The organism is Frondihabitans sp. PhB188 (assembly GCF_003752365.1).
Classification (GTDB): Bacteria; Actinomycetota; Actinomycetes; order Actinomycetales; family Microbacteriaceae; genus Frondihabitans.
Genome location: NZ_RJUO01000003.1, coordinates 264042 through 289662, shown reverse-complemented (window position 1 = coordinate 289662; position 25621 = coordinate 264042). Strand labels below are relative to the sequence as shown.

At 71.0% G+C, this 25621-nt stretch carries 25 protein-coding genes and 1 tRNA gene; 15 read left to right on the top strand and 11 right to left on the bottom strand.

Translation table 11 applies throughout. The annotated features are described in order from the left end of the window. Window positions 1–28: 28 nt before the first annotated feature. Window positions 29–1768 (bottom strand): AMP-binding protein, encoded by a 1740-nt coding sequence (locus tag EDF46_RS10160; RefSeq protein ID WP_123506169.1) that lies wholly within the window; start codon window positions 1766–1768, stop codon window positions 29–31. Window positions 1769–1831: 63 nt separating this feature from the next. On the opposite strand from EDF46_RS10160, the gene EDF46_RS10155 reads away from it, so the two are divergent. Both EDF46_RS10155 and EDF46_RS10150 read left to right on the top strand, forming a co-directional pair. Further along, window positions 1832–2833: a glycosyl hydrolase family 18 protein gene (locus EDF46_RS10155; protein WP_123506168.1), complete on the top strand. Its 1002-nt coding sequence runs from the start codon at window positions 1832–1834 to the stop codon at window positions 2831–2833. 47 nt (window positions 2834–2880) lie between these two features. Next, window positions 2881–3720 (top strand): carbon-nitrogen hydrolase family protein, encoded by an 840-nt coding sequence (locus tag EDF46_RS10150; protein ID WP_123506167.1) that lies wholly within the window; start codon window positions 2881–2883, stop codon window positions 3718–3720. 48 nt (window positions 3721–3768) lie between these two features. On the opposite strand, the gene EDF46_RS10145 is transcribed toward EDF46_RS10150, so the two are convergent. Then, a complete protein-coding gene (locus EDF46_RS10145) occupies window positions 3769–4968 on the bottom strand; it encodes a pyridoxal phosphate-dependent aminotransferase (protein WP_123506166.1) in 1200 nt (399 codons plus the stop codon). Window positions 4969–5028: 60 nt separating this feature from the next. Between EDF46_RS10145 and EDF46_RS10140 the strand changes: the two genes are divergently transcribed. The 6 genes from EDF46_RS10140 to EDF46_RS10115 all read left to right on the top strand — a co-directional run bounded on the left by EDF46_RS10140 (window position 5029) and on the right by EDF46_RS10115 (window position 11306). After that, window positions 5029–6705: a S1C family serine protease gene (locus tag EDF46_RS10140; protein ID WP_123506165.1), complete on the top strand. Its 1677-nt coding sequence runs from the start codon at window positions 5029–5031 to the stop codon at window positions 6703–6705. A 103-nt stretch (window positions 6706–6808) separates the two neighbouring features. Further along, window positions 6809–7852 carry a glycosyltransferase family 2 protein gene (locus tag EDF46_RS10135; RefSeq protein WP_233579984.1) on the top strand — a complete coding sequence of 348 codons (1044 nt, stop codon included), beginning with the start codon at window positions 6809–6811 and terminating at the stop codon, window positions 7850–7852. Between the two features lie 6 nt (window positions 7853–7858). Then, window positions 7859–8668, top strand: coding sequence for a CDP-alcohol phosphatidyltransferase family protein (locus tag EDF46_RS10130; RefSeq protein WP_123506164.1), 810 nt, complete (start codon window positions 7859–7861; stop codon window positions 8666–8668). A 29-nt stretch (window positions 8669–8697) separates the two neighbouring features. Continuing rightward, window positions 8698–9546 carry a glycosyltransferase family 2 protein gene (locus tag EDF46_RS10125; RefSeq protein ID WP_233579983.1) on the top strand — a complete coding sequence of 283 codons (849 nt, stop codon included), beginning with the start codon at window positions 8698–8700 and terminating at the stop codon, window positions 9544–9546. 60 nt (window positions 9547–9606) lie between these two features. Then, window positions 9607–10911, top strand: a complete 1305-nt coding sequence (locus tag EDF46_RS10120) for a CDP-glycerol glycerophosphotransferase family protein (RefSeq protein WP_123506163.1) — start codon at window positions 9607–9609, stop codon at window positions 10909–10911. Window positions 10912–11003: 92 nt separating this feature from the next. After that, complete coding sequence (locus tag EDF46_RS10115; protein ID WP_158614209.1) at window positions 11004–11306, top strand: helix-turn-helix domain-containing protein; 303 nt, start codon at window positions 11004–11006, stop codon at window positions 11304–11306. A gap of 82 nt (window positions 11307–11388) precedes the next feature. On the opposite strand, the gene EDF46_RS10110 is transcribed toward EDF46_RS10115, so the two are convergent. From EDF46_RS10110 to EDF46_RS10090, 5 genes are all read right to left on the bottom strand, one after another. After that, window positions 11389–11667 carry a hypothetical protein gene (locus EDF46_RS10110; RefSeq protein ID WP_123506161.1) on the bottom strand — a complete coding sequence of 93 codons (279 nt, stop codon included), beginning with the start codon at window positions 11665–11667 and terminating at the stop codon, window positions 11389–11391. Between the two features lie 109 nt (window positions 11668–11776). Continuing rightward, window positions 11777–12646 carry a hypothetical protein gene (locus EDF46_RS10105; protein ID WP_233579982.1) on the bottom strand — a complete coding sequence of 290 codons (870 nt, stop codon included), beginning with the start codon at window positions 12644–12646 and terminating at the stop codon, window positions 11777–11779. Window positions 12647–12655: 9 nt separating this feature from the next. Then, window positions 12656–13411 carry an ABC transporter ATP-binding protein gene (locus tag EDF46_RS10100; protein WP_123506160.1) on the bottom strand — a complete coding sequence of 252 codons (756 nt, stop codon included), beginning with the start codon at window positions 13409–13411 and terminating at the stop codon, window positions 12656–12658. Beyond that, window positions 13411–14223: an ABC transporter permease gene (locus EDF46_RS10095; protein ID WP_123506159.1), complete on the bottom strand. Its 813-nt coding sequence runs from the start codon at window positions 14221–14223 to the stop codon at window positions 13411–13413. Before EDF46_RS10095 ends, EDF46_RS10100 begins: the two co-directional genes overlap by 1 nt. Before the next feature lie 61 nt (window positions 14224–14284). Further along, on the bottom strand, window positions 14285–14977 hold the full coding sequence (locus EDF46_RS10090) for an NTP transferase domain-containing protein (RefSeq protein WP_123506158.1): 693 nt from the start codon (window positions 14975–14977) through the stop codon (window positions 14285–14287). Window positions 14978–15241: 264 nt separating this feature from the next. On the opposite strand from EDF46_RS10090, the gene EDF46_RS10085 reads away from it, so the two are divergent. From EDF46_RS10085 to EDF46_RS10075, 3 genes are all read left to right on the top strand, one after another. Continuing rightward, entirely contained in the window at window positions 15242–16276 is a 1035-nt protein-coding gene (locus EDF46_RS10085; RefSeq protein ID WP_233579981.1) for an ABC transporter ATP-binding protein, read from the top strand. Next, window positions 16252–17817: a hypothetical protein gene (locus EDF46_RS10080; RefSeq protein ID WP_123506157.1), complete on the top strand. Its 1566-nt coding sequence runs from the start codon at window positions 16252–16254 to the stop codon at window positions 17815–17817. Before EDF46_RS10085 ends, EDF46_RS10080 begins: the two co-directional genes overlap by 25 nt. A gap of 92 nt (window positions 17818–17909) precedes the next feature. Then, entirely contained in the window at window positions 17910–18185 is a 276-nt protein-coding gene (locus EDF46_RS10075) for a DUF3039 domain-containing protein (RefSeq protein ID WP_123506521.1), read from the top strand. Window positions 18186–18189: 4 nt separating this feature from the next. On the opposite strand, the gene EDF46_RS10070 is transcribed toward EDF46_RS10075, so the two are convergent. Next, window positions 18190–19440, bottom strand: coding sequence for a nicotinate phosphoribosyltransferase (locus EDF46_RS10070; protein ID WP_233580013.1), 1251 nt, complete (start codon window positions 19438–19440; stop codon window positions 18190–18192). An 82-nt stretch (window positions 19441–19522) separates the two neighbouring features. Between EDF46_RS10070 and murI the strand changes: the two genes are divergently transcribed. Genes murI through EDF46_RS10055 form a run of 3 tightly spaced genes read left to right on the top strand, consistent with a single transcriptional unit; the run spans window position 19523 to window position 21755 of the window. Beyond that, on the top strand, window positions 19523–20389 hold the full coding sequence (gene murI, locus EDF46_RS10065; RefSeq protein ID WP_123506155.1) for a glutamate racemase: 867 nt from the start codon (window positions 19523–19525) through the stop codon (window positions 20387–20389). After that, a complete protein-coding gene (gene rph, locus EDF46_RS10060; RefSeq protein WP_123506154.1) occupies window positions 20386–21114 on the top strand; it encodes a ribonuclease PH in 729 nt (242 codons plus the stop codon). Before murI ends, rph begins: the two co-directional genes overlap by 4 nt. Before the next feature lie 2 nt (window positions 21115–21116). Beyond that, window positions 21117–21755 carry a non-canonical purine NTP pyrophosphatase gene (locus tag EDF46_RS10055; protein ID WP_123506153.1) on the top strand — a complete coding sequence of 213 codons (639 nt, stop codon included), beginning with the start codon at window positions 21117–21119 and terminating at the stop codon, window positions 21753–21755. Window positions 21756–22408: 653 nt separating this feature from the next. Here the strand turns inward: EDF46_RS10055 and EDF46_RS10050 are convergent. After that, window positions 22409–23110 carry a DedA family protein gene (locus EDF46_RS10050; protein ID WP_123506152.1) on the bottom strand — a complete coding sequence of 234 codons (702 nt, stop codon included), beginning with the start codon at window positions 23108–23110 and terminating at the stop codon, window positions 22409–22411. Window positions 23111–23360: 250 nt separating this feature from the next. On the opposite strand from EDF46_RS10050, the gene EDF46_RS10045 reads away from it, so the two are divergent. Beyond that, window positions 23361–24143 (top strand): hypothetical protein, encoded by a 783-nt coding sequence (locus EDF46_RS10045; RefSeq protein WP_123506151.1) that lies wholly within the window; start codon window positions 23361–23363, stop codon window positions 24141–24143. A gap of 52 nt (window positions 24144–24195) precedes the next feature. On the opposite strand, the gene EDF46_RS10040 is transcribed toward EDF46_RS10045, so the two are convergent. Together EDF46_RS10040 and EDF46_RS10035 are read right to left on the bottom strand one after the other, a co-directional pair. Beyond that, window positions 24196–24280: transfer RNA gene (locus EDF46_RS10040), tRNA-Leu, on the bottom strand. Between the two features lie 33 nt (window positions 24281–24313). Continuing rightward, the gene (locus EDF46_RS10035; protein ID WP_123506150.1) at window positions 24314–25573 is read right to left on the bottom strand and encodes an MFS transporter; all 1260 of its coding nucleotides are present in this window, start codon (window positions 25571–25573) and stop codon (window positions 24314–24316) included. Window positions 25574–25621 lie beyond the last annotated feature (48 nt).

Sequence of the window (25621 nt, the reverse complement as noted above, 5' to 3'; positions counted from 1 at the left end):
GAGGGCGACCGGCGACTCGGCCGTCGCCTCAGCGCGGCCGCGAGGCCGATGCTCGGTCGCCCGCGAGTTCGGGAAACTGGCTGTCGCGCCACTCGTCGGCCAACGGCTCGGCACCGGCAAGGGCCGCCTGCTCTTCGCGGTCGCGCAGCTCCACTCGGCGGATCTTGCCCGAGATCGTCTTCGGCAGCGGCCCGAACTCGACCCGCCGCACCCGCTCGTAGGCGGGGAGGGCCGTCCGGGCGTGGCTGAGGACCGCCAGAGCGGTCTCCGCGCTCGGTTCCCAGCCCGCCGCCAGAGTCACGTACGCCTTGACCACGTTCAACTTGACGTCGTCGGGTGCGGGCACGACCGCCGACTCGGCCACCGCGGGGTGCTCGAGCAGGACGCTCTCCACCTCGAAGGGCGACACCTTGTAGTCGGACGACTTGAAGATGTCGTCGGTGCGGCCGATGAACGTGATGAATCCGTCCTCGTCGCGTGACGCGACGTCGCCGGTGTGGAAGAACCCGTCGCGCATCGAGTCGGAGGTGCGCGCAGGATCGCCGAAGTAGCCCGCCATGAGGTTGAGGGGCCGATCGGCGAGATCGAGGCAGACCTCGCCCTCGTCGCCGGGCTCGCCGGTGAGCGGGTCCAGGAGGGTCACCGTCACGCCGGGGAGCGGGAGTCCCATCGAGCCGGGCTTGACGGCCGACCCCGGCGGGTTGCCGATGATGGCGGTCGTCTCGGTCTGTCCGTAGCCGTCGCGAATCGTCAGACCCCACGCGTCGCCCACGCGGGCGATGACCTCCGGGTTGAGGGGCTCGCCGGCCGATACGATCTCGCGGAGAGCCGACGGGCGGGGGCCCAGGTCGGCCTGGATCAGGAGGCGCCAGACCGTCGGCGGCGCGCAGAACGTCGTCACCTGCGCGCGCTCGAGCTGCGAGAGAAGGCCCTTGGCGTCGAAGCGGCCGTAGTTGTAGACGAAGACGGTCGACTCGGCGATCCAGGGCGAGAAGAAGCAGCTCCACGCGTGCTTTCCCCAGCCGGGCGAGCTGATCGCCAGCTGCACGTCGCCCGGCGTGAGCCCCAGCCAGTACATGGTGCTGAGGTGCCCCACGGGATACGACGTGTGGGTGTGGACGACCATCTTCGGCTTCGAGGTCGTGCCCGAGGTGAAGTAGATCAGGCACGGATCGTCGGCTCGGGTCAGGACGCTCGGCCGTGCGGGCCCCGCCTCATCCGGCTCGACGAGCGAATCGGGATAGTCGCTCCAGCCGTCGACTGCGCCGCCGATGACGATGCGGCCGAAGTCGCCGTCGACGGCATCGAACTTGGGGGCCTCGCCGACGGTGGTGATGACGTGGGCGACGCTCCCGCGGACGACGCGATCCTGCAGATCGTGCGCCTCGAGCATCGTCGACGTGGGCAGGATCACGGCGCCCAGCTTCATGACGGCGAGCATGGTCTCCCAGAGCTCCGCCTGATTGCCGAGCATCAGCAGCACGTGGTCGCCCTGAGCGACGCCGAGACGGCTCAGGTGCGTGGCCAGCCGTTCGGAGCGCCGGGCCATCTCGGCGAACGTGGTCGTCGACTCGGTGCCGTCCTCCTCGACGATCCAGAGCGCGACTCGGTCGTTGCCGCCGGCGATGACGTCGAACCAGTCGGTGGCCCAGTTGAACTCGGCGCCGACGTCGGGCCAGCGGAAGCTCGCGGGCGTGCCCTCGTCGAGGGCGCGGAGGAGCTGATCTCGGGCGGCGCGGTAGGCATCGGTGCTCGGTACGGAACGCATGGAACGATCATGCTCCAGGAACGATGGGAGCTCGCGAGCCCGACGAGGTCGTAACCTGATCCGATGCTGCCGACCCGATCCGCCCGCCTCGTGACGGCCGCGCTCGCCGCCCTCGTCGTTCTGACCGCCGGCTGCTCCAGCGCCCAGGCCGCCACCCCGCCCCAGGTCGTCGGGTACGCCGAGGCGGGCTCGACCAGCACGGCGAAGCTCGACGCGAGCCGGTCGGCGCTGACGACGATCGGCATCGACGGCGTGAACGTCACCTCCGACGGGGGCTCGATCACGCCGGTGTCGACCGAGGCGCTCGACCTCGTGAAGGCCGCGCACGCCCGGTCTGAGAAGGCCGAGCTGCTGGTGGGCAACTTCGACGGCGATCTCGGAGACTTCTCGCCCGCCATCGGCGACGCCCTCCTCGGCTCCCGCACGCACATCGACGCAGTGGTCGGCGACCTGGCGGCCGAGGTCAGGGCCCACGGCTGGGACGGCGTCACGGTCGACCTCGAGAGCCTCTCCGACGCGCACGCGGCCGGTCTGACGCGGTTCGTGTCCGAGTTGAACAAGGCCCTGGGTGCCGGCACGAGCGTCTCGGTCTGCATCATGGCGTCGACCGGCGGGTACGCCGCCCTCGGCTACGACATGGCGCCCCTCGGGCGCGCCGCCGACCACATCGTGCTGATGGCCTACGACGAGCACGGACCCGGCTGGTCGGGCGCCGGCGCTGTCGGCGGCCTGCCGTGGGTGAAGGAGTCGCTGGCACCCCTCCGAAAGGCCGTGCCGGCCTCGAAGCTCCAGCTCGGCATCGCGGGCTACGGCTACACCTGGCCGAAGCATGGCAACGGCGAGCAGCTCTCGGACGCCCGCGCCCGCGCCATCGTGAAGCGCGACCGCGCCACCGCGAAGTGGAGCGCCGCGCAGGCCGAGTGGCACGCCACGCTGTCCAGCGGCACCACGATCTGGTGGTCCGACGCCAGGTCGTACCGAACGCGCCTGGCGTACGCGAAGCACCTGAAGCTCGGCGGCGTCGCGGTCTGGAGCCTGGGGCTCTCGGACGCCCTCACCCGCTGACCGCGACGGCACTCTCGCCGTCTTGCCCCGACGGCTACAGTGGCCGCATGAGCGACGATCCCCGATCCAGCGACAGCATGCTCGTAGCCGTCGGGCAGTTCGCCCCCGGCGCGGACCCCGAGGCGAACCTTGCCGAGATCGAGCGGCTGGCCGAGCGGGCAGCGGCCCGCGGCGCCGCCATCGCGGTCTTCCCCGAGTACTCGTCGTTCTTCGAACCCGACCTGGGGCCGCGCTACGTCGAGCTCGCGCAGCCGCTCGACGGGCCGTTCGTCACGGGGCTGGGGCGGATCGCCGCCCGTCTCGGCATCCACGTCGTCGCCGGTCTCGTCCAGTCGACCGGCACCGACCGGTTCTCGAACACGCTCGTCGCGGTCGCTCCCACCGGCTCGGTCGTGGCGACGTACCGCAAGCTGCACCTCTACGACGCGTTCGGATCGACGGAGTCCGACTGGGTCGTCCCGGGCGACATCGAAGCGCCCGAGACGTTCGAGGTCGGCGGCTTCATCGTGGGGCTGCAGACTTGCTACGACATCCGCTTCCCCGAGGTGACGCGCACGCTCGTCGACGCGGGAGTCGAGGTGGTGCTGCTGCCCGCCGAGTGGGTCCGCGGCCCGCTCAAGGAGCACCACTGGCGCACGCTCGTCACTGCGCGAGCCATCGAGAACACCGTGTACATCGCGGCCGCCGACCACGTGCCCCCGGTCGGCGTCGGCAACAGCATGGTCGTCGATCCGTTCGGCGTCGAGATCGCCGCGATCGGCGACGAGGCCGGCATCGCGCTCGGCGAGGTGACTCGGGCGCGGATCGACGGCGTGCGCCGGGTGAACCCCGCTCTCGCGCTGCGACGGTTCCGGGTCGCCGAGGGCGCGCCCGTCGTCACGGGGTAGCCCCGAGATGCGACGCAGGAACCCGAGTTCCTGCGTCCCGAAGAAGACCTACCCGCCGAGCGAGGCGAGCTGCCGAGCAGCCTGCTCGAGCACCTCCGTGCGCTTGCAGAACGCGAACCTCACCAGCGACGAGTACTCGTCGGCCAGGTCGGCGTGGCAGAACGCCGAGATCGGCACCCCGACGACTCCGGCGAGCTCGGGCAGGCGGCGGCAGAGGTCGACCGCGTCGGTGTAGCCGAGCGGGCGGGCGTCGGCGACGACGAAGTAGGAGCCCTGGGGGCGCGACACCGTGAACCCCGCGGCCTCGAGGCCCGTGCGCAGCAGGTCTCGCTTGTGCTGGAGCGTGGCGGCGAGCTGGTCGAAGTAGGAGTCGGGGAGGCCGAGGCCGACCGCGATCGCGGGCTGGAACGGGGCGCCGTTGACGTAGGTGAGGAACTGCTTGACCGCGAGGATCTGGCTGACGAGCTCGGGTCGAGCGCTGAGCCAGCCGATCTTCCAGCCCGTCGTCGAGAACGACTTGCCCCCGCTCGAGATCGTGACGGTGCGCTCGGCGGCGCCCGGGAGAGTGGAGATCGGCACGTGCTTCGCGCCGTCGAACAGGAGATGCTCGTAGACCTCGTCCGAGACGATGGTGACGTCGTGGCGGTTCGCCAGCTCGACGATGAGCGCCCTCGTGTCGGCGTCGAGCACGGAGCCGGTCGGGTTGTGCGGGTCGTTGAGCAGGATCACCTTCGTCTTGTCGGTGATCGCGCGGCGCAGCTCGTCGGGATCGACCCGGAACTCGTCACCCCGGAGCGGGACGGTGCGGTGCTCGCCGCGGGCCAGGCCGATGACCGCGCCGTACGAGTCGTAGAACGGCTCGAGCGTGACGACCTCGTCGCCGGCGTCGACCAGGGCGAGGAGGGTCGCCGCGATGGCCTCGGTCGCGCCCGCTGTGACCAGCACCTCGCTGCCCGGATCGACCTCGATGCCGTAGAAGCGCTTCTGGTGCGCCGCCACCGCTTCGAGGAGGACGGGCATGCCGCGCCCCGGCGGGTACTGGTTGATGCCGTCCGTGATCGCCTGACGAGCGGCCTCGAGCACCTCGGCCGGGCCGTCCTCGTCGGGGAACCCCTGCCCCAGGTTGAGGGAGCCGGTCGCCTGCGCCAGCGCCGACATCTCGGCGAAGATCGTGGGGGCCATGCGGCCGGACGCATCGAGGAGCATGGCGCCACGGGCTGCGCGCTCCCAGGGGGCGAGAGTGGTCATCTGCCCACCGTAACGTCCTTCTCGGCTGACCCTTACGCAGCCCGCCTATGATGTGGCACCATGACCGATCCCACCGATCCGCAGACCCCCGACAACGCCGCCGGCAGCGAAGCGGGCAGGGGCTCAGAGAACGGTCGGAACGCCTGGCAGGCACCTCACGAGGCCTCTCGTCAGACAGGGGAGCAGTCGACGGCCGCGCCCGGGGCCGAGCAGCCGACCGAGCCGATTGCCGGCGAGACGCCGACCGGGCCCGCCGAGCCGACCGCACCGCCGGCCCTCGGTGCCCCGCCGCTTCCCGGCGAGACCCCGGCGCCCCTCGCCGACACGAAGCCGTACACGGGCTTCGCCGCGCCCGACGGCGCGCACCACGCCCCGCCGTCGCTCGACCATGCCGCCTACGCCGGCTCGAACTCGGCCGCGTACGCCGGACTGTCGAACTCCCCGCAGGCCGACGTGAACCCGGCCGCCCCGGGTGCCTGGTCGTACGACGCCGCGACGGCCTCGGCCGCGCCCTCCGGCTGGCAGGCGCCCGACGCCCGCCGTCCGCGCCGCCGCGGCCTGGGCGGCTTCGTCGCCGTCGCCGTCGTCGCCGCGGTGATCGGCGCCCTCGTCGCCACCGGCGGCTACGCGCTGTTCGGCGCACGCGGCTCGAACGACGCCACCGGCGGCACCTCCGACACGCTCTCGATCGGCCACTACAAAGACGCCTCGCTCATCACGGCCGTGGCGGCGAAGGCGACCCCGTCGGTCGTGACGATCGACGTCGCCGCCGGAACCTCCGCCGGCACCGGCTCGGGCGTGGTCCTCACCGGCGACGGCTACATCGTGACGAACACGCACGTCGTCACGCTCGACGGCGCCAGCGCCAAGGGCACCATCCGGGTCACGACCTCGGGCGGCCAGCTCTACTCGGGAAAGCTCATCGGCACCGACCCCCTCGTCGACCTCGCCGTCATCAAGATCGACGCGACCGGGCTCACCCCGATCGCCTTCGCCGACTCGTCGAAGCTGAACGTCGGCGACACCACCGTCGCGATCGGGGCTCCGCTCGGCCTCTCGAACACCGTCACCGACGGCATCGTGTCGACGCTCAACCGCAGCATCACGGTCGCATCGTCGGCCGCACCCGACTCGAGCGACGACTCGTCGTCCGGCAGCGAGAACAACGGCCAGGGCCCGTTCAGCTTCGACAACGGCAGCGGCTCGTCGACCTCGACCAGCTCGACCATCTCGCTCCCCGTCATCCAGACCGACGCCAGCATCAACCCCGGCAACTCGGGCGGAGCCCTGCTCGACACCGACGGCAAGCTGATCGGCATCAACGTCGCGATCGCGAGCGCGGGCAGCTCGAGCTCGTCGTCGAGCGCCTCGGGCAGCATCGGCGTCGGCTTCTCGATCCCGGCCAACCTGGTCGAGCGCGTGGCCAACGACATCAAGGACACCGGGTCAGCCACTCACGGACTCCTCGGCGCGAGCGTCGACGACTCGACCAACGACACCTCGGCCACTCACACCGGCGCCCTCATCAAGTCGCTGACGTCGGGCGGCGCCGCCGAGACCGCCGGCCTGCGCGCGGGCGACATCGTCACCAAGTTCGACGGCATCCCGATCACCGGGGCGACCGACCTCACCGCCCAGGTGCGCACGCTGGCGGGCGGCTCGACGGCGTCGCTGACGTACATCCGCGACGGCAGCACGAAGTCGCTCACGGTCGACCTGGGAACCCTCAAGGCCTGAGGCGTCCTGATAGGCTCGTCCGGATTTCCGCGGACGGCGACCGGCCGGTCGCGTGGTCCATGCCCGCGCCGCCGCCTGGTCGCGCTTCGAATCCCAGGACGCCATGAGCAGTGAAGACAGCCGCACCGTCGGGGTCTCGTACGTCATGCCCGTTCTGAACGAGGTCCGCGAGATCGAGTCCGCTGTCGCGAGCCTGGTGGCGCAGGATCACGAGGGCCCCTTCGAGGTCATCCTCGCGCTCGGCCCGAGCGTCGACGGCACGAACGAGGTCGTCGCGCGTCTCGCCGCCTCCGACCCGCGCCTCCGCAGCATCCCGAACCCCGTCGGGTCGACGCCGGCCGGTCTCAACGTCGCCATCGAGGCGTCGAAGCACCCGGTGACCATCCGCGTCGACGCCCACTCGGTGCTGCCGACCGATTACACGCGCGTCGCAGTCGAGACGCTCCTGCGCTCCGGCGCCGACAACGTCGGCGGCATCATGCGCGCCGAGGGCCGCACGCCGTTCGAGAAGGCCGTCGCCCGCGCCTACGGCAGCCGCGTCGGGCTGGGCGGCACTCCGCACCACGTCGGCGGCAAGGAGGGCCCGGCCGAGACGGCCTACCTGGGCGTCTTCCAGCGCCATCGCCTGATCGAGGTCGGCCTGTTCGACGAGAACATCAAGCGCGGCCAGGACTGGGAGCTCAACCGGCGCCTCCGGGCGACCGGCGGCACGGTGTGGTTCACCCCGCACCTGACGGTCACCTACCGCCCTCGCCCGAGCCTGCGCACCCTCGTGCGGCAGTTCGTCGCGACCGGCATCTGGCGCGGCGAGCTCGTGCGGCGCTTCCCCTCGTCGAGCTCCCTGCGGTACCTCGTGCCTCCGGTCATGGTCGCTGCCGTGACCGTGGGCCTGATCGCCGGCCTCGTCGGGATCGTGGGCGCAGCCACGGGGTCGTGGGCCGGCTGGCTCCTCCTCGGCTTCGTCGCGCCCGCCGTCTACGCCGTCTTCGTCGTGGCGGCGACGTTCACCGCCGCCCGAGACGAGAGCGGCCGGGCCAAGCTCTGGTTTCTCGTAGTCTTGCCGTGCATCCACTTCGGGTGGGGAACGGGCTTCTTCGCCGGGTTCCTGAAACTCACCAAGAACATCACCGCGCACGTCGGAAGATAAGCAAGCATGTCGACACCCACACGATCGAGACCGTCGTCGATCGCCGAGCTCAAGCGCGTCGCGCAGCCGCCCGAGGTCCGCAGCCGGGCGAACGCCGAGCACTGGACCGCGTCGCTCTACCTCCGCGACGTGTCGCCCTACCTCACCTGGGTCTTCCTGAAGACGAGCATCACGGCGAACGGCGTCACCGGCTTCATGATCCTCGCCGGCTGGGCGACCGCCTTCTCGCTGCTCATCCCCGGCATCGCCGGTCCGGCGCTCGCGCTGGTGCTCGGCCAGGTGCAGATGCTCATCGACTGCTGCGACGGCGAGGTCGCGCGCTGGCGCAGCACGTCGTCGCCGGCGGGCGTCTTCCTCGACAAGGTCGGCCATTACACGACCGAGGCGCTGATCCCCGTGATGCTGGGCATCCGCGCGGCGGGTTTCCCGTTCCAGGTCCCGGCCGACTACCGCTGGACCACCCTGGGCCTCGCCCTGGCGCTCGTCATCGTGCTGAACAAGGCCCTGAACGACATGGTCCACGTCGCCCGTGCGAACGCCGGGCTCGACAAGCTCGAAGACAAGCGCGGCGGCATCACCGTCCCCAGCGGACGCCTGCTGGCCCGGGCGCGTTCGGTCGCGCGCTTCGTGCCGTTCCACCGCCTGTACCACTCGGTCGAGCTCACGATCATCATCTTCGCGATCTCGGTCGTCGGCCTGTTCGCTGGCCAGATGACGGTCGACCGCATCGCCCTCCAGGTGCTCGTGCCGCTGTCGCTGCTCGCCCTGCTCGGCCACTTCGTCGCGATCATGTCGTCGAAGCGGGTGCGCTCCTGACCCCTGTCGCAGGGCGACCCTCGATCGGCGTGGTCAGCCTGACGCAGGGTCGCCGACCCGACGACCTCCTCCGGGGCCTCGCGTCGGTGCAGTCGCAGGAGGGCGTCGAGCTCGACGTGGTCTGCGTGGGCAACGGCGCAGGAACGGGGCCGCTGCCCGCCGGAGTCCGCGCCCTGGTCCTTCCCGACAACGTCGGCATCCCCGCCGGGCGCAACCGCGGCGCCGAGACCGTGTCAGGCGACTGGATCTTCTTCCTCGACGACGACGCCTCGCTCTCGTCGCCGACCTTCCTCGCCGATGCCGTTCGCCTCGTCGAGAGGGCGGGCGATATCGGACTCCTCCAGCCCCGGGTCACCGACCCGGCAGGAGCGGGAGACCCGAGGCGCTGGATCCCGCGACTGCGGAAGGGCTCCGCCACCGATTCGAGCGACGTGTTCTCGGTGTGGGAGGGAGCGACCCTGATGCCGCGAGCCGTCTTCGACGCCTGCGGCGGCTGGGGCGAGCCGTACTTCTACGCGCACGAGGGAATCGAGCTCGCCTGGCGCGTCTGGGCCCAGGGCAAGCGGGTCTGGTACGCCGGCGATCTGACCGCGCACCACCCGGCCATCGATCCTGCCCGCCACAGCCAGTACTACCGCCTCAACGCGCGCAACCGCGTCTGGCTCGCCAAGCGCAACCTGCCGTGGCCGCTCGTGCCCGTCTACGTGGCGTCCTGGACGGGCGTGCAGGTGCTCCGTTGGGCGCGCCGCCCCGATCGCCTGGGCCCGTGGTTCGCGGGCTGGCGCGAGGGCTGGGCGACCTCCCCGGGTGGACGGCGTTCCATGGGGTGGCGGACCGTCCTCCGAATGGCCCGCGCAGGCCGCCCGCCCGTCCTGTGACGACCCACCCCGCCGTCCCCACCACCGCCCGCTGACACCCCCGATTCGAACGGAGCCCCAGTGCCTCTTCTCCGAGATCTCGGACTCGGCATCGGTCTCGCCCGACGCCTGCTCGTCTCGCGCAGGAACCGCCGCGATCTGGCCCGGCGCGACGTCCGGGCTGTCGCGCCCGCTCCGGGGACGGTCCGCGTCGCCGTCTACTTCGCCGACGGCGCCGTGAACCTCTACCAGATCCGCCAGTGGTACGGACCTCTCGCGCATCTGGCCGAGACCGTGCCGGTGGCCATCGTCGTGCGCAATCCTGCCACCATGCTGGCCCTTGTCGACGAGTCGCCGGTGCCGGTCGTCTACGCCCGCCAGGTCGTCGACCTCGAGGCATTCGTCGAGGCCCACCCGATCGCCATGACGCTGTACGTCAACCAGAACTCCCGCAACTTCCAGATGATGCGGTACGGGCGCATGTGGCACGTCTTCGTCAACCACGGCGAGAGCGACAAGATGTACATGACGACGAACCAGTTCAAGTCGTACGACTATGCGTTCGTCGCCGGAAAGGCGGCTCTGCAGCGCCTCGGCGCGAAGCTCTGGGACTACGACCTCGACCGCAGGGCGATCATGATCGGCCGCCCGCAGGCCGACCACTTCGCCGGCGTCCTGCCGTTCACACCCGACGACCGCATCGTCGTGCTCTACGCGCCGACGTGGGAGGGCGACCGCGCAGCGGCCGCCTACGGGTCGATCGCGACCCACGCGGCGCTCGTGCCCGCCCTGCTCGCAACAGGACGCCATCGCGTCGTCTACCGCCCTCATCCGCGCAGCGGCGTCCTCGACGCCGGGTACAAGGCCGCTCACGAGGGCATCGTCCGGGCGATCGACGAGGCCAACCGCCGTGATCCGGCCGCCCAGCACGTCTACGACGACGGCCCGGAGCTCGGCTGGCAGCTCGCCGTGGCCGACGTCGCCATCACCGACATCTCGGCGATGGTCTACGACCGGCTCGCGACCGGCAAGCCCCTCCTCGTCACGCGGCCGGTCTCGCCGGCGGCAGAAGTCGACGAGGGCGGGTACCTCGGCTCGGCGGAGTGGGTCGCCGCCGACCAGGCCGGCGATATCGAGCAGCTCGTCGCGGCCGTCCTCGGCGACGAGGACGCCCGCTCGCGCCTCGACTTCTGGGCTGAGCACCACTTCGGCGACACGACCCCAGGTGAGGCCACCCGGCGCTTCGAGGCGGCCGTCGACGTTCTCATCGACCGATGGCGCGAGTACGACCGTGCCCAGCCCCTGGCGGACGACGCGGCAGGCTCGGAGATCGGCACCGGCGAGGATCTCCTCGCACGCGGTGATGACGATCTCGACTCCCTCTGACCCCGACTTCAAAAGGCATATATAAATGAGGCATAAAGCGCCTGATTCTATATAGTCTGGACATGCGAGAGCCAGTCGCGTATCCATGGGGTGTGCCTGATCCAGCGTCTGAAGCCTCGCGACTGTTCGGTGAGCGTGTTCGCACCGAGCGCCTCCGCCTCGGCCTGAGCCAGGACGAGGTGGCGCACCTCGCCGGCATGAACGTCTCGAACTACGGCAAGATCGAGCGCGGCATCGGCAACCCGGTGCTCCACACGATCGTGCGGCTCGCCGCAGTCCTCGACGCCGACCCGGCCGCGTTCGTCTCCGGGCTCGGCGCCGACCACCTGCCGCCCCTTCTCGAGGCGTTCAGCGCCGCCGACTACGTCCGCGAGCAGCGCCGCCGCCGCTCCTGAGCGTGCCGCAGACGAGGACTCGGCGCGCTCACGCTGCTCCTGCCGCGGACTCCACGCCCCCGGTGGCCCGCGTCTCGCGCCCCTAGAACGCGAATCGCCACACGTACTCGTCGCCGTCGGGCCGAAACCAGCGCACCACAGCGATCGAGTCGCGGCTGTCGACGGCCAGGAGCGTCAACGTCAGCGTGCGCCCCGGCGGCAGAGGCCGGGGGTCCACGGGCACGAGGTGGCCCGACCCGAGCAGCGTCACGCGGACGCCGCGGACAGGCTCGTCGCCGAGGTTGACGAGTCGGTAGACGTGGGGTTCATCAGTGCGGTCGACCCAGAAGGGCACGGCGTAGGCCGAAGGAAGAGTGCTCATGCCCGAGACGATAGGAGGGGCATCCGACGTCGCGAGCACGGACCCTGTGGACAACGTCCGATCGGTGGATAACCCCGGTCGAACGGCACCTGTGGAGGAGCAGTCGGCGCTACTGGTCGGCGTCGCCGCGGCGCCTGCGTCCGATCGGGAACGGGAGCCGCTGGAGCAGCGATCGGTGCTCGGGCTTCGACTCGAGCTCACTCGGGAAGGCGGCCGGCGCGGGGCCGAATGCGGTCCGCGAGCTGGTGACGACCTTGCGGCCGAGCGTGTGGTTGCCCACGCCGCCGACGACGGCGCCGATGCCGAAGGGAATCGCCCGGCCCACGATGGTGGCGCTCTGCATACGGACGAAGCGCTTCGTGAACTCCTTGCGGACCATCCCCGACAGGTTCGACATGGCCGCCTGCGGGAGGCGCTTCGCGACGAGGTCGCCCCAGAAGGCCGAGCGGGCCGGGCCCGTGCCCATGGCCTCGCCGGCGAGCTGGCGTACGAGCTCGCTCCCGGGGCCTCCCAGCATCATGGCCATGACGATCGTCCGCGCGCGCTCGGGCTCGGTGACGGCAATTCCGTGCACCTCGGTGACGGACTGCGCGAACAGGGCGGTGGCTTCCAGGAAGTAGGCCGTCTCGGCGCCCGACAGGGCCAGCGAGACGCCGATGCCGACGCCGGGGATGACGGCGCTCGCACCGACGGCGGCCCCGCCGGTCGTGACTGCCGTCAGGTACTCGCGCTCGAGGGTATGCAGAATCTGCTCGGGAGAGTGGTCGGGGTGGCGACGGCGGAGCGCCCGCACGTGCGACTCGACCACGGGGTGCTGGACGGCGAGGACCCGGTTCAGGCTTCGCTGCCAGACGGGGCTGTCGACGTCGGCCGTGAGCTCGCGCCCGGTCTCGCGCAGCGCCTCGCCCTTCAACGGCAGGGCCTTCTCGAGGTCGGTCGTCTCGGGCTGGTCGACCGGAGGATTCTTGGAACGTCGCATTGCGCGACCCTACGCCTGAGACTTGCGAGCGAGATCGGCGTTGTACCTCGCCAGAGCCTCGTCGATCGGCCCGTCGAAGACGAGGGCTCCCTTGTCGAGGTAGAGGCCGCGCGTGCAGAAGCGACGGAGGTCCTTCTCGTTGTGCGAGACGAAGAACAGCGTGCGGCCTGCTGTGAGGAGCTCCTCGATGCGGCGGTAGCACTTCTCGCGGAAGGCCCGGTCGCCGACGGCCAGGACCTCGTCGACCAGGATGATCGGCTCGTCGAGGCGGGAGATGACCGCGAACGCGATCCTGACCTTCATTCCGCTCGACAGGTGCTTGTACGGCGTGTCGATGAACGACTCGATCTCGGCGAAGCCGATGATCTCGTCGAAGGCCTCGTCGATCTCGGTGCGGGACATGCCGTGGAGACCGGCGGTCAGGTAGACGTTGTCGCGGACGCTGAGATCGCCGACGAAGCCGCCGGTGATCTCGATCAGGGGGGCCACTCCGTCGGCGACCGCGATCGCGCCCTCGTCGGGCAGCATGACCTCCGCCACGAGCTTGAGCAGGGTCGACTTGCCCTGGCCGTTCCGGCCGACGACGCCGATCGACTCGCCGGGCTGCACGTCGAACGTGACTCCGCGGAGAGCCCAGAACTCGCCCGGCCGCGAACGCCGGCTGCTGTCGGCGAAGAGGTCTTTGAACGACCGGCGCGCCCTCTTGTTGCGACGGAAGCGGATGCCGGCGTCGGCCACGCGGATGACGGGAGACGTGGTCGACATCAGATCTCCTTCAGCACGGCGCGCTCGCACGCGCGGAACACCAGGACGCCGACGCCGAGGATGACGAACGAGAGCAGAGCGCCGATGACGACCTCCCACAGCGAGAGCTGGTCGGGGAAGAACGCCGACCGGTAGAGCCCGAAGATGCCGCTGAGCGGATTGAAGGCTGCGACGAGGTGAAACGATTCGGGAAGGCTCTTCGTGCTGTAGATGATCGGCGATGCGTAGAAGAGGAAGCGCAGGATCAGCTTCACCGCTCGCTCGAGGTCGCGGAAGAACACGACGAGCGGCGCGATGATGAGTCCGAGTCCGGTGACGAGGACCGCCTGCAGCACGATAGCCAGCGGGAAGTAGACGACCTGCCAGTGCACGGGCGCGCCCGTGACCAGGGCGAAGATGACGAGGACAGGCAGGCTCAGCAAGAACTCGATGCCCTTCGACATCACTATCCGGCCCATCCAGATGGTCCGCGGGATCTTCGTGGAGCGCACCAGCTTCGCATCGGACGTGAACGCCTTGGTGGCATCGGAGACGGTTCCGTTGAACCACTGCCAGGCGAGCAGGCCGCTCAGCAGGAACACGATGTACGGCTTCTCGCCCACGTTGCGGTGGAACACCTGCGTGAAGACGAAGAAGTAGATCCCGCTCATCAGCAGCGGGTCGAGGATCGACCACAGGTAGCCGAGCACGTTGGTCGAGTAGCGGACCTTGAGATCGCGCTTCGTCAGCAGCCACAGCACCTGGCGGTACCGCTCGAACCCCCGGGGTCGGGGGCGCGCGGGGGCGCTCGGCTGAAGGGTTGGTGCAGTCACGGGAGTCCTATTCGATCACGGGCACCCGCCGGGATCCGAGCGGAACCCGCATCGGACGGAGTCAGACGAACAGGTTGGCGCGCTCGAGATCTTCGGCGAAGTCGACCTCGACAGCGTAGAGGTCGGAGATGTCGACCGGGACGAACCGGAGGCCGTTCTGCTCGATGCCGAGCTCGATGCCGCGCTCGAAGTAGTCCTGGTTGTCGACGCGGCCGAGCTGACGGACGAGGTCGGCCTTGTCGCGCTTCGACACGAAGTTGATGCCGACGGCCTCGCCGAGGCCGTTCTTGACCTGCTTGGAGAGCTCGTCGATGAATCCCTCGGCGTCGGTCGTGTACTTGACCTCCTCGTCGGAGACGCTGGAGGTGTTGACCGAGACGAACGACTGGTCGGAGGCGATGTACGGGGCGGCGCGCTTCAGCGCGGCCGGGTCGAAGACCACGTCGCCGTTCATCCACACGACGCTGGAGGAGCCGGTCGCCTTCAGGGCGCGCAGCAGGCTCTTCGACGTGTTGGTCTGGTCGTACTGCTCGTTGTAGACGAAGCTCGCGGTCGGGAAGGCCTCGACGATGTGCTCGTACTTGTAGCCGACGACGACGGTGATCTTCACGTCGGCGCCGAACGCGCTGCGGATGTTCTCCATCTGCTGCTGCATGATCGTGCGGCCGTCGGCGAGCTCGGTCAGGCACTTGGGCAGCGAGCGGCCAAGGCGCGTGCCCATGCCGGCTGCGAGAATCACGATCTGAGTGCTCACGGTTGTCTCCTCGTTCGAAGGCGGTTCATCGACTGTTCATCGTCGAGATGCCCCGGGTTGGTCGTCTGTGGCACGGCAGTGTGCGTTGCCACCATACGCCGGAACCCCTGGCAGATCGCGGATTGTCAGCCAGTCGTGTCCTTTTCGTGACACCCCCGGATTCGTGACACAGGGGTACGTCGCGTCGTCCGGGACGGGGGACGGTTGGTACGGTTGTCCGACGAAGCGGCCATTCAGGGCGGCCGTTTCGGGCAAGGGGACGAAGTGACAGAAGCCGACGACGGTGACGACACCGTGATCGACGCGCCCGAGGCCGAGGGGAAGGCCGAGGCGGCGGCGAATCGGGGTACGCCGGCGCGCAAGACGACGCCGCGCACGCAGACGCCGCGCACGCCGGCCCGCAAGCCGGCCGCGCCGGCGGCTCGGAAGACCGCGGCGACTGCGACTCGCAAACCCGCCCCCCGCAAACCGCCGGCGACTGGGCGGAAGAAGGCGCCCGTCGTCGTTCCCGAGCCCCCGAAGGCGCCCGAGGGCCCCGTCGTCCTCGCCATCCGCGGCCTCGGGAAGCGCTACGGCTCGACGGTGGCTGTCGAAAACCTCGACCTCGAGGTCCGAGCCGGAACGTTCTACGGCATCGTCGGCCCGAACGGCGCCGGCAAGACCACCACTCTGTCCATCGCGACGGGGCTGCTCCGGCCCGACAGCGGCACGGTCGAGATCCTCGGCAGCGACGTCTGGAGCAGCAAGGACTCCCGTCAGGCCAAGCGTTCGCTCGGCGTGCTGCCGGATCGCCTCCGCCTGTTCGACCGCCTCACGGGCGCGCAGTTCCTGTACTACGCCGGCACCCTCCGAGGGCTCGACGGCGCGACCGCGCGCAAGCGCTCCGCCGACCTGGCGGAGGCCTTCGGCCTCCAGGACGCACTCGGGCGCCTCGTCAGCGACTACTCCGTCGGCATGACCAAGAAGGTCGCGCTCGCGGCGGCCATCATCCACTCGCCGCGTGTGCTGGTGCTCGACGAGCCGTTCGAGTCGGTCGACCCGGTGTCGGCGGCGACCGTGACCGAAATCCTGCAGCGGTATGTCCGCGGGGGCGGCACGGTGCTGCTGTCGAGCCACAGCATGGACCTCGTCGAGCGCATCTGCGACAGCGTCGCGGTCATCGTCGACGGGCACGTGCTCGCGCAGGGCACGGTGCACGACGTCCGCGCGGGCCGCTCGCTGCAGGAGCGCTTCGTCGAGCTGGCCGGCGGGCAGGCCGCCACGGAGGGGATGGAATGGTTGCACTCCTTCTCCGACTGAGGGTCGCCGGAACTGCGAACCGCCTCCGCTTCGGCCTCCGACCCGCGTTCACCGCCGTCGTGGCCGTGCTCGTCGCCGTCCTGGCGTCCATCGCGGTGTCGACGCTGACCAGCCGTCTCCGGGACGACCCGCTCGGCGAGGTCCAGGCGCTCGTCGTCGGGGGAGGCGCGCTGCTGCTCGTGGGCTTCGTCGTAGCGCCCTTCGCGTCGTCGCGGCCGCCGTGGGGCGACCCGCGGCGCCTGTACGGCTACGGCGCGCCCGTCGACCGTGCGGCCGTCGGCCTCGCCCTCGGCTCCGCTCTCGGCGTCCCCGCCCTCTGCCTGCTGATCCTCGGGGTGGGCTACGTCCGCTCGTTCGGGCTGGGGTCGGGCATCGCCTGGCTGGCCGTCCTCGGCGCCGTGCTCGCCGGAGCCACCGCCCTGCTGCTGGCGCTCGTCGCGGGGACCGTCAGCGCCTCGATCACCGGCCGCCGGGCCCGCGACTTCCTCGCCGCGGGCGGCGTCGTGGTCGGGCTGCTCATCATCCCGCTCGTCGTCGACCTCGTGCGCGTGCTCCTGCCCGGCGGCTACCGGGGATCGGGGGTCGCCACCTCCGGTCTCGCCTGGACGCCCTTCGGCGCGGCACTCGCCCTGCCGGGACACGCCGCCTCGGGTCAGACCGGGCGTGCGGTCGCGGACCTCCTCGTCGCCCTCGTGACCCTGGGTCTGCTGTGGTGGGCGTGGCGCACGCTCGTCGAGCGCGGCCTCCGTCGCCCTCCGGCTCCGGAGGTGGCGGCCGACCGCGTCGGGCTGGGCTGGTTCGACCTGCTCCCCGGCACCGCGAGCGGCGCCGTCGCCGGACGGAGCCTCACCTACTGGGTCCGCGACGCCCGCTACCGCTGGTCGCTGGTGATCCTGCCGTTCCTGCCGCTGCTGGTGATCCCGCTGGGGATCGCGGGGGTGGACTGGCGGATGCTCGCCCTGGCTCCGGTGCCGCTCATGTGCCTGATCCTGGGCTTCCTGCCGCACAACGACGTCGCGTACGACAACACGGCGCTGTGGATGCACGTGTCGGCCAACACGCGGGGCCTCGCCGACCGGCTCGGACGCCTGGCGCCGGCGCTCGTCATCGGCGTGCCGCTCGCCCTCGTCGGGTCGTTCGCCGCGGTCGTCCTGCACGACGACATCGCCGTCTTCGGAGCCGAGTTCGGCGTCGCGATCGCCCTGCTCCTCACCGGCCTCGGCCTCGCGAGCATCCTGTCGGCGGCCCTGCCCTACGCTGCGGTCCGGCCGGGCGACGACCCGTTCCAGCAGCCGCAGAGCACCGGCGCGGCTGCGGGCTGGTCGCAGTCGCTGATGATCGGCGGAGCGGCGCTGCTCAGTGCCCCGACGGGGATCCTCGCCGTCATGGCCGCCGTCGAGGGGCGCACCGACCTGGTCGGCGCCGCGTTCTGGGCCGGGACCCTCACCGGGGTCGGCGTCCTGGTCGCCGGGGTCGCGATCGGCTCGGCCGTCTACTCGCGCCGCGCGCCCGAGCTGCTGGCGTTCGCGCTGCGCAGCTAGAGAAGGGCGGCGCAGCCGGTCGCCTCGGCGGGCACGACGCTGTCAGCGATCGCCCGGGTGTGCTCCGCCTGGTTCGGCGTACCATGGTGGCCATGAGCGACACGGGATTCCAGGGCGACGGCATCGGCGGAGGCACGGACGTGCTCGACCGCGAACTCGAGAAGCTCCTCAACGAGGAGGCGATCGAGCCGGGCGATCACGAGCGCTTCTCGCACTACGTGCCCAAGAACAAGATCATGGAGTCGGCCCTGAGCGGCAAGCCCGTCAAGGCGCTCTGCGGCAAGAAGTGGACGCCGGGCCGCGACCCCGAGAAGTTCCCGGTCTGCCCGAGCTGCAAGGCCATCTACGAGAAGATGAAGTCGGAGTAGTCCTTCATTCGTAACGGGTGGGGATGATCGCCTCGCCCCGACCGAGGCTGAAAGCCGCCTCCGGCAGCTCGCCGATCGCGGCCTCGCGGTGCTCGCGTGCCAGCAGCACTCCACCCGGGCCGGTCCAGCGCTCGTCGACCACTCCGGCCGTGACCAGGGGCACGAGCAGCGGCCGCTCCGACGGGCCGACATCCTGCGAGCCGACCCGCACGATCTCCTCCGCCGCGACCCCGCGGCGTCGCGATCGCACTGGGAACTTGCGCCCGCCGACTGTCGCCTTCTCGGCCGACTTCTTGCCGACAGACACCCATCTGCCGGCGCCGTCCTGGTGCGCCACGAGCTTGAACACCATCGACGCCGCCGGATGGCCCGAGCCCGTCACGACCGACGTGCCGACGCCGTAGCTGTCGACCGGAGCCGCGCGGAGGGCGGCGATCGTGAACTCGTCGAGGTCGTTGGTGACGGTGATCTTCGTGCCGGTCGCGCCGAGCGAGTCGAGCTGCGCGCGCACGGCGGCCACGAGCGAGGGCAGATCGCCCGAGTCGATTCGCACCGAGCCCAGCTCCGGGCCGGCGACCTTCACGGCCGTCTCGACCGCGGCCGCGATGTCGTAGGTGTCGACGAGGAGCGTCGTCGACGGGCCGAGGGCGGCCACCTGCGAGCGGAAGGCCTCCTCCTCGGTGTCGTAGAGCAGCGTGAACGCGTGGGCCGCGGTGCCCATCGTGGGCACGCCCCAGTGCCGACCGGCCTCGAGGTTGCTCGTGGCGCCGAATCCGGCGATGAACGCGGCCCGCGCGGCGGCGACGGCACTCCACTCGCCGGTGCGGCGCGAGCCCATCTCCGCGAGAGGCCGCCCGTCGGCGGCCGACACCATGCGCGCTGCGGCGCTGGCCACCGCGGAGTCGTAGTTGAAGACGCTCAGCGCGAGGGTCTCGAGCAGGACCGCCTCGGCGAAGGTGGACTCGACGACGAGGATGGGCGAGTTCGGAAAGAACACCTCGCCCTCGCGGTACCCGTGGATGTCGCCCGAGAAGCGGTAGTCGGCGAGCCAGTCGATGGTGGCCGAGTCGACGATGGCACCGGCGCGGAGCCACTCCAGCTCGGGCTCGCCGAAGCGGAAGCGGCCGAGCTCTTCGAGGAAGCGGCCGGTTCCTGCGACCACTCCGTACCGTCGCCCCGGTGGCAGGCGGCGGGTGAACACCTCGAACACGCTCCGCCGGAGGGCCGTCCCGTCGCGGAGACCCGCCTCGAGCATGGTGAGTTCGTACCGGTCGGTCAACAGCGCGCTGGTCACGCCGCCAGCCTAGGCCCGCCCGGCCCGGGTAGGCTTGACGATCGTGACGGACGCACCAATCGGAGTCTTCGACTCAGGCGTCGGCGGCCTGACGGTGTCGCGGGCTATCATCGACCAGCTTCCGCGCGAGTCGATCCTCTACGTCGGCGACACCGAGCACTCGCCCTACGGCCCCAAGCCGATCGCGGCCGTCCGCGAGTATGCGCTCGCCGTCATGGACGACCTCGTCGCGCAGGGCGTCAAGGCCCTCGTCATCGCTTGCAACACCGCCTCGTCGGCCGTGCTCCGCGACGCGCGCGAGCGCTACACCGGGGCGCACGGGATCCCCGTCGTCGAGGTCATCCAGCCCGCCGTCCGCGCCGCGATGAAGCAGACGCGCTCGAAGCGGGTCGGCGTCATCGGCACCGAGGGCACCATCAACTCGCGCGCCTACGAAGACGCCTTCGCCGCCGCCCCCGACCTCACCCTCTTCACGCGGGCCTGCCCCCGGTTCGTCGAGTTCGTCGAGGCCGGCGACACCTCCAGCCCGGAGCTGCGAGCCGTCGCCGAGGAGTACCTCGCTCCGCTCCGCGACGCCCGCGTCGACACGCTCGTGCTCGGCTGCACCCACTACCCGCTGATGTCGGCGGCCATCCAGTACGTCATGGGCCCCGGCGTCACGCTCGTCTCCAGTGCCGAAGAGACTGCGAACGACGTCTACTCGACCCTCGTCGCGCACGAGCTCGAGCGCCGCTCGGCCCGTGCGCCCACCTACGACTTCCAGGCGACCGGCCCCGATCAGCAGGGCTTCATCCGCCTGGCCAAGAGATTCCTCGGCCCCGAGGTGGCGACAGTGGGCCACCTCGAGACCGGCACGATCGACCTTCCCCCGGGCTTCCGGGTGACGAGAACCAAGGAGAGCACCCCATGACCGAACGCGCCGACGGACGACAGAACGACCAGCTCCGCGAGGTCACCATCGAAAAGGGCTGGTCGAGCCAGGCCGAGGGCAGCGCGCTCGTCAGCTTCGGCGACACCAAGGTGCTCTGCACCGCGTCCTTCACGAACGGCGTGCCGCGGTGGCTGACCGGCAAGGGCAAGGGCTGGGTCACCGCCGAGTACGCGATGCTGCCCCGCGCCACGAACTCGCGCAACGACCGCGAGAGCGTCAAGGGCAGGATCGGCGGCCGCACGCACGAGATCTCGCGCCTCATCGGCCGCAGCCTCCGTGCCGTCGTCGACATGAAGGCGCTCGGCGAGAACACCATCGTGCTCGACTGCGACGTGCTGCAGGCCGACGGCGGCACGCGCACCGCGGCGATCACCGGCGCCTACGTCGCGCTCGCCGAGGCCATCGAGTGGGGCCGCGCTAGCAAGTTCATCGCGCAGAAGGCGACGCCCCTCAGCGACAGCGTCTCGGCCGTCTCGGTCGGCATCATCGACGGTGTGCCGATGCTCGACCTGGCCTACGTCGAAGACGTCCGCGCCGAGACCGACATGAACGTCGTCGTCACGGGGTCGGGCAAGTTCGTCGAGGTGCAGGGCACGGCCGAGGGCGCGCCGTTCGACCGCGACGAGCTGAACTCGCTGCTCGACCTCGCCCTCGGCGGCGCCGTCGACCTCTCCCGCATCCAGCGCGAGACCCTGGGCCTCTGACCGTGCAGCGCGTCGTCCTCGCCACCCACAACGCCCACAAGGTCGACGAGCTCCGCCGCATCCTCGGTGACGCCCTCGAGGGGATCGAGCTGGTCGCCTACGACGGGCCCGAGCCGGTCGAAGACGCCGACACGTTCGAGGGCAACGCGCTGATCAAGGCCCGTGCGGCCGCAGCGCACACGGGGCTCCCGTCGCTGGCCGACGACTCCGGAATCTCGGTCGACGCCCTCGACGGCGCCCCCGGCATCCACTCGGCCCGCTACGCAGGAACTCGCGACGACACCGACAACCTCCACCTGCTCCTTGCCAACCTGGCTGCGCTGGGGCCCGACTCGGCTCGCGGCGCGGCGTTCGTCTGCGCCGCCGCTCTCGTCGTGCCCCCGCGCGACGGAGCCGTCGGGCCCGACGGTCCGGCCGTCGCGGCCGAGTCGACCGAGCTCGTCGAGCTCGCCGAGTGGCGTGGCACCGTGCTCGACGCCCCCGCCGGAGCCGGCGGCTTCGGGTACGACCCGATCTTCCACCCCGACGGCGCGCCCGGCTCGGCCGCCGAGCTGTCGGTCGCCGAGAAGGACGCCACGAGCCACCGGTCGCAGGCGTTCCGGGCGCTGGCGCCGCGCCTGCGCGCCGCGTTGGGCGCGTAGCGCGCCGGCGCCGGCGCGCCTCGTCCGCGAGATGGCCCTCGCCGTCGGGCCGCGCGGGCCGGTGCGACGTGCGCGGCCACCTCGCGGCCCCCGGCCGCCCACTTCGCAGCCGCCCGGCCGTCTCATTCGGGCCGACGGGCCATGCGGCGTCCCGAGTGCGGATGCTGGGCGTCGTGCGGCCCCTCACCGGCGAGATGGCCCTCGCCGTCGGGCCCGGCGGGTCGGTGTGACGGGCGCGGCCACCTCGTGGCCCCGGCCGCCCACTTCGCGGCCGCCCGGCCAACCGCCTCCGGGCCGCCCGGCCGTCTGCCTCAGGCCGCCGGGCCACGCGGCGTCCCATGGGCGCGCCGCGCGGCCCCTTGACGGCGAGATGGCCCTGGCCGTCGGGCCCGGCGGGCCGGTGCGACAGGCGCGGCCACCTCGCGGGTAACGCCGGGTCTCCCGGGCCGCCGGGCCTTGGGGCCGCCGCGCCGTGCGTCCGCGAGATGGCCGGCGCCGTCGGGCGGGGTGCGGCGGCGCGACAGGTGCGGCCATCTCGGGGTCCTCCGGCGGCACGGGGTGCGGCGGCGCGACAGGTACGGCTACCTCGCGGCCGGCACGGGCGGGCGCGGGCGCCCCGGGCCCTGGGCCGAGCGGGACGGCCGCCGAAGCCCCTACGGCTGGGTGCGCGCCTCGCCGTTAGCCGGCGTGGACGACTCCGCCTCGGCCTTCTTCGCCTTGCGCGACGTGCTGAGCACCTTCACGAGCACCGGCACGACGGTCAGGACGACGGCTCCGAGCAGGATGATGTCGATGTAGTTCTCGACGAACGTGGCCACCGGCGGGATGTGCCCGATGCCGTAGCCGATCATCGTGATGCCGAAGCCCCAGGCGACGGCGCCGATGGCGTTGAACAGCGAGTACTTCTTGTAGCGCATGTGCGCCACACCCGCGGCAATGGGCAGGAACGTGCGGATCACCGGCACGAACCGGGCCAAGATGACCGCGCCCGAGCCGAACCGCTCGAAGAACTGGTTCGTCTTCTTCACGTTCTCGGACGAGAAGATGCCGCTGTCTTTGCGCTCGAAGATGCGCGGGCCCACCTTGTGCCCGATGAGGTAGCCGAGCTCGCCGCCGAGGAACGCCGCGATGGCGATGAAGAACGCGATCAGCACGATCGGCATGCCGAGGCCGTAGCTGTCTTTGGCCGCGATGACGCCGGCGAGGATGAGCAGAGTGTCGCCCGGGAAGATGAAGCCGATGAGCAGGCCCGTCTCGGCGAAGATGATCGCGCAGATTCCGAGCACGGCCCACGGCCCGAAGGCGTGGATGAGGGCCTCGGGATCGAGGAAGGGAATTGCTGCGAGCGGGAGCATCGGTGTTTCTCCAGGGAAGCGACCCGGAGCCGACTGAGTGCGAGCTTCGTGATCGGTGCCAGCGTAACCGACGGACGTGAGCGGTTCTCTGGGGGTAGCCACCCAGTCCGCGGGGGCCATCCCCCCTGCGCGGGACGGAGCAGTCCCCTCCTTCGAGACGCAGCGGTCCCCTCGGCACGTCGGCGCGGCCCCGTCGGCGCGGAGACGCGGCCGCGGGCGACCTAGGATCGGGGACGACGAGGGGGTCGCGATGGACGACGGACGACAGGACGAGCGCACACGACTGGTGGAGCGGGCGTTCGGGCCGGAGGCGACGCGCGAGGACCGACAGGCGCTGGCCCGGTTCGACGGCGTGGAGGCCGAGCGGTCGGCGGCGGCGGAGCGGTCGGCGGCGGCGCAGCGGGCAGCGGCGGAGCGAGCGGCAGCCGCGGAGCGGGCGGCGGAGGCACCGCCAACGGCGGAGGCCAGGCAGACGGCCGAGGCCGATCCGGCCGCAGCCGCGCCCACGGAGCAGCCGCCCGGGGCGGGGCCCGGCGCGAGGAGGCCGAAGCGCCGGAGACTGGTTCTGGTTGCCGGGGCTGCCGCGTTCCTGCTGGCGGGATTCGGGGTCGGGCTGTCACTCGGCCAGCATCGGACGGCGGCCGACGTGCAGGCCGCCAGAGTCACAGCCGCCGAGAGGAACCTGCGGGCGGTGCAGACGCAGCTGCCGAAGGCCGACTTCTCGGACTGGTACGACACCCCGCAGTCGAACCTCGACGTGCCGAAGATCGACATCCCGGGGACGCTCGTGAAGACGTCGTTCCGCAGCGTCGGCATCACCGACGACTCGGCCGGCGTGCGCTACTACCTCGCGAAGGACACGTCGAACTACGACTGCCTGGTGGTCGTCCACGGCAACTCGCTGTCATCGGCCTGCGTCTCGGAGCAGTACTTCCCGGCGAGCGGTCTCACGGTCGACTGGACGACCGACGGCCAGCCCGGCAGCATCACGTGGCTGCCCGATGGGAGCTTCACCCCGGGTGTCGGCGGCTAGCCGCGACGAGAAGCGGACGGGAACTGCGACCTCAGTGCGAGAACTGCGTACCTGGTGCGGGAGAAGGGACTTGAACCCTCACGCTCGAAAGCACAGGAACCTAAATCCTGCGTGTCTGCCAATTCCACCACTCCCGCGGGCGTGGCAATCCTAGCTGCGACCGGCACCGGCTAGCGCTTCAGGTGCGGCTGGTGGGGCGAGTACCGGGGCACGTACCGCAGCAGGATCGCGGCCCCGACGAAGCCGAGGACGCCCATCACGCCCGACGCGAGCGAGATCGTCGCGATCGCGGTGATGCCCGAGATGAGCAGGGGAGCGGCGGCGCTGCCGAAGTCGCCCGTGAACCGCCAGGCGCCGAGGAAGGGCGCGGGGTCGGACTTGTCGGCGAGATCGGCACCGAGCGTCATGAGGATGCCCGAGCCGATGCCGTTCGCCACCGACATGAACATCGCGACCCCGACGAACCAGGCGACGTTCGTCGGCAGGGCATGGGTGAACGACAGCACGACGTACGAGATGCCGAGGCCCACCATGCAGGGCATGGCGCTCCACATGCGGCCCCAGCGGTCCATGATCTGGCCGCTCGTGTAGAAGAGGCCGAAGTCGATGGCGCCGGCGATGCCGATGATGAGGGCGGTCTCGCTCGACCCGATCCCGATCGAGACGGCCCACAGCGGCAGGATCACCTGGCGCCCGGCGCGCATGGCCCCGATCAGTGCTGCGCCGCTCCCGAGCTTCACCAGCACGCCGCGGTACTTCACCAGCGTCGCGAACAGCCCTTGGGCCTCGCGGCGCACCTCCTGCTCGCCGGGGGTCTCGGCGTGCGAGGCGCGGGGCGTCGGCCTCGCGAGCTTCGACGCGGGATCCTTGATGAACAGCAGCACGGCGGCGGCCGAGAGGCACCCGACGATGTGGATCCAGAACGCCGACTGCACCGAGCCGGTCAGGTGGATCAGGCCCGCCGACAGGAAGGGCCCGACGAAGTAGCCCAGACGGAAGACGCCGCCGAGGCTCGACAGCGCCCGGGCGCGGATCTCGGGCGGCACGAACGACGTCATGAACGCGTGCCGCGCCAGCGCGAAGACCGCGGTCGAGAGGCCGATCAGGAAGACGCCGATCGCGAGCACGACGAAGTTCGGCGACACCAGGCAGACGACCAGCCCGATCACGCTCACCAGGGCCGCGCCGATCATGGCCCGGCGCTCGCCGACCCGCGAGACGAGCCAGCCGCTGGGGATGTCGCCGATGAGCTCGCCGACGAGGATCAGCGAGGCCACGAACGCCGACAGGGCCAGGGTCGCGCCGAGGTTGTCGCTGGCGACCGGGATGATCGGGATGATGGCGCCCTCGCCGATCGCGAAGAGCGCGGCGGGCAGGAACGCGGAGAGTGCGACGGACCGCATCGAGAAGGAGGCGGTCTGCTGAGTCATCGCTTTGGAGCCTAGACCCGACTCGAGCGCGGAATCGCGCGTTTACAC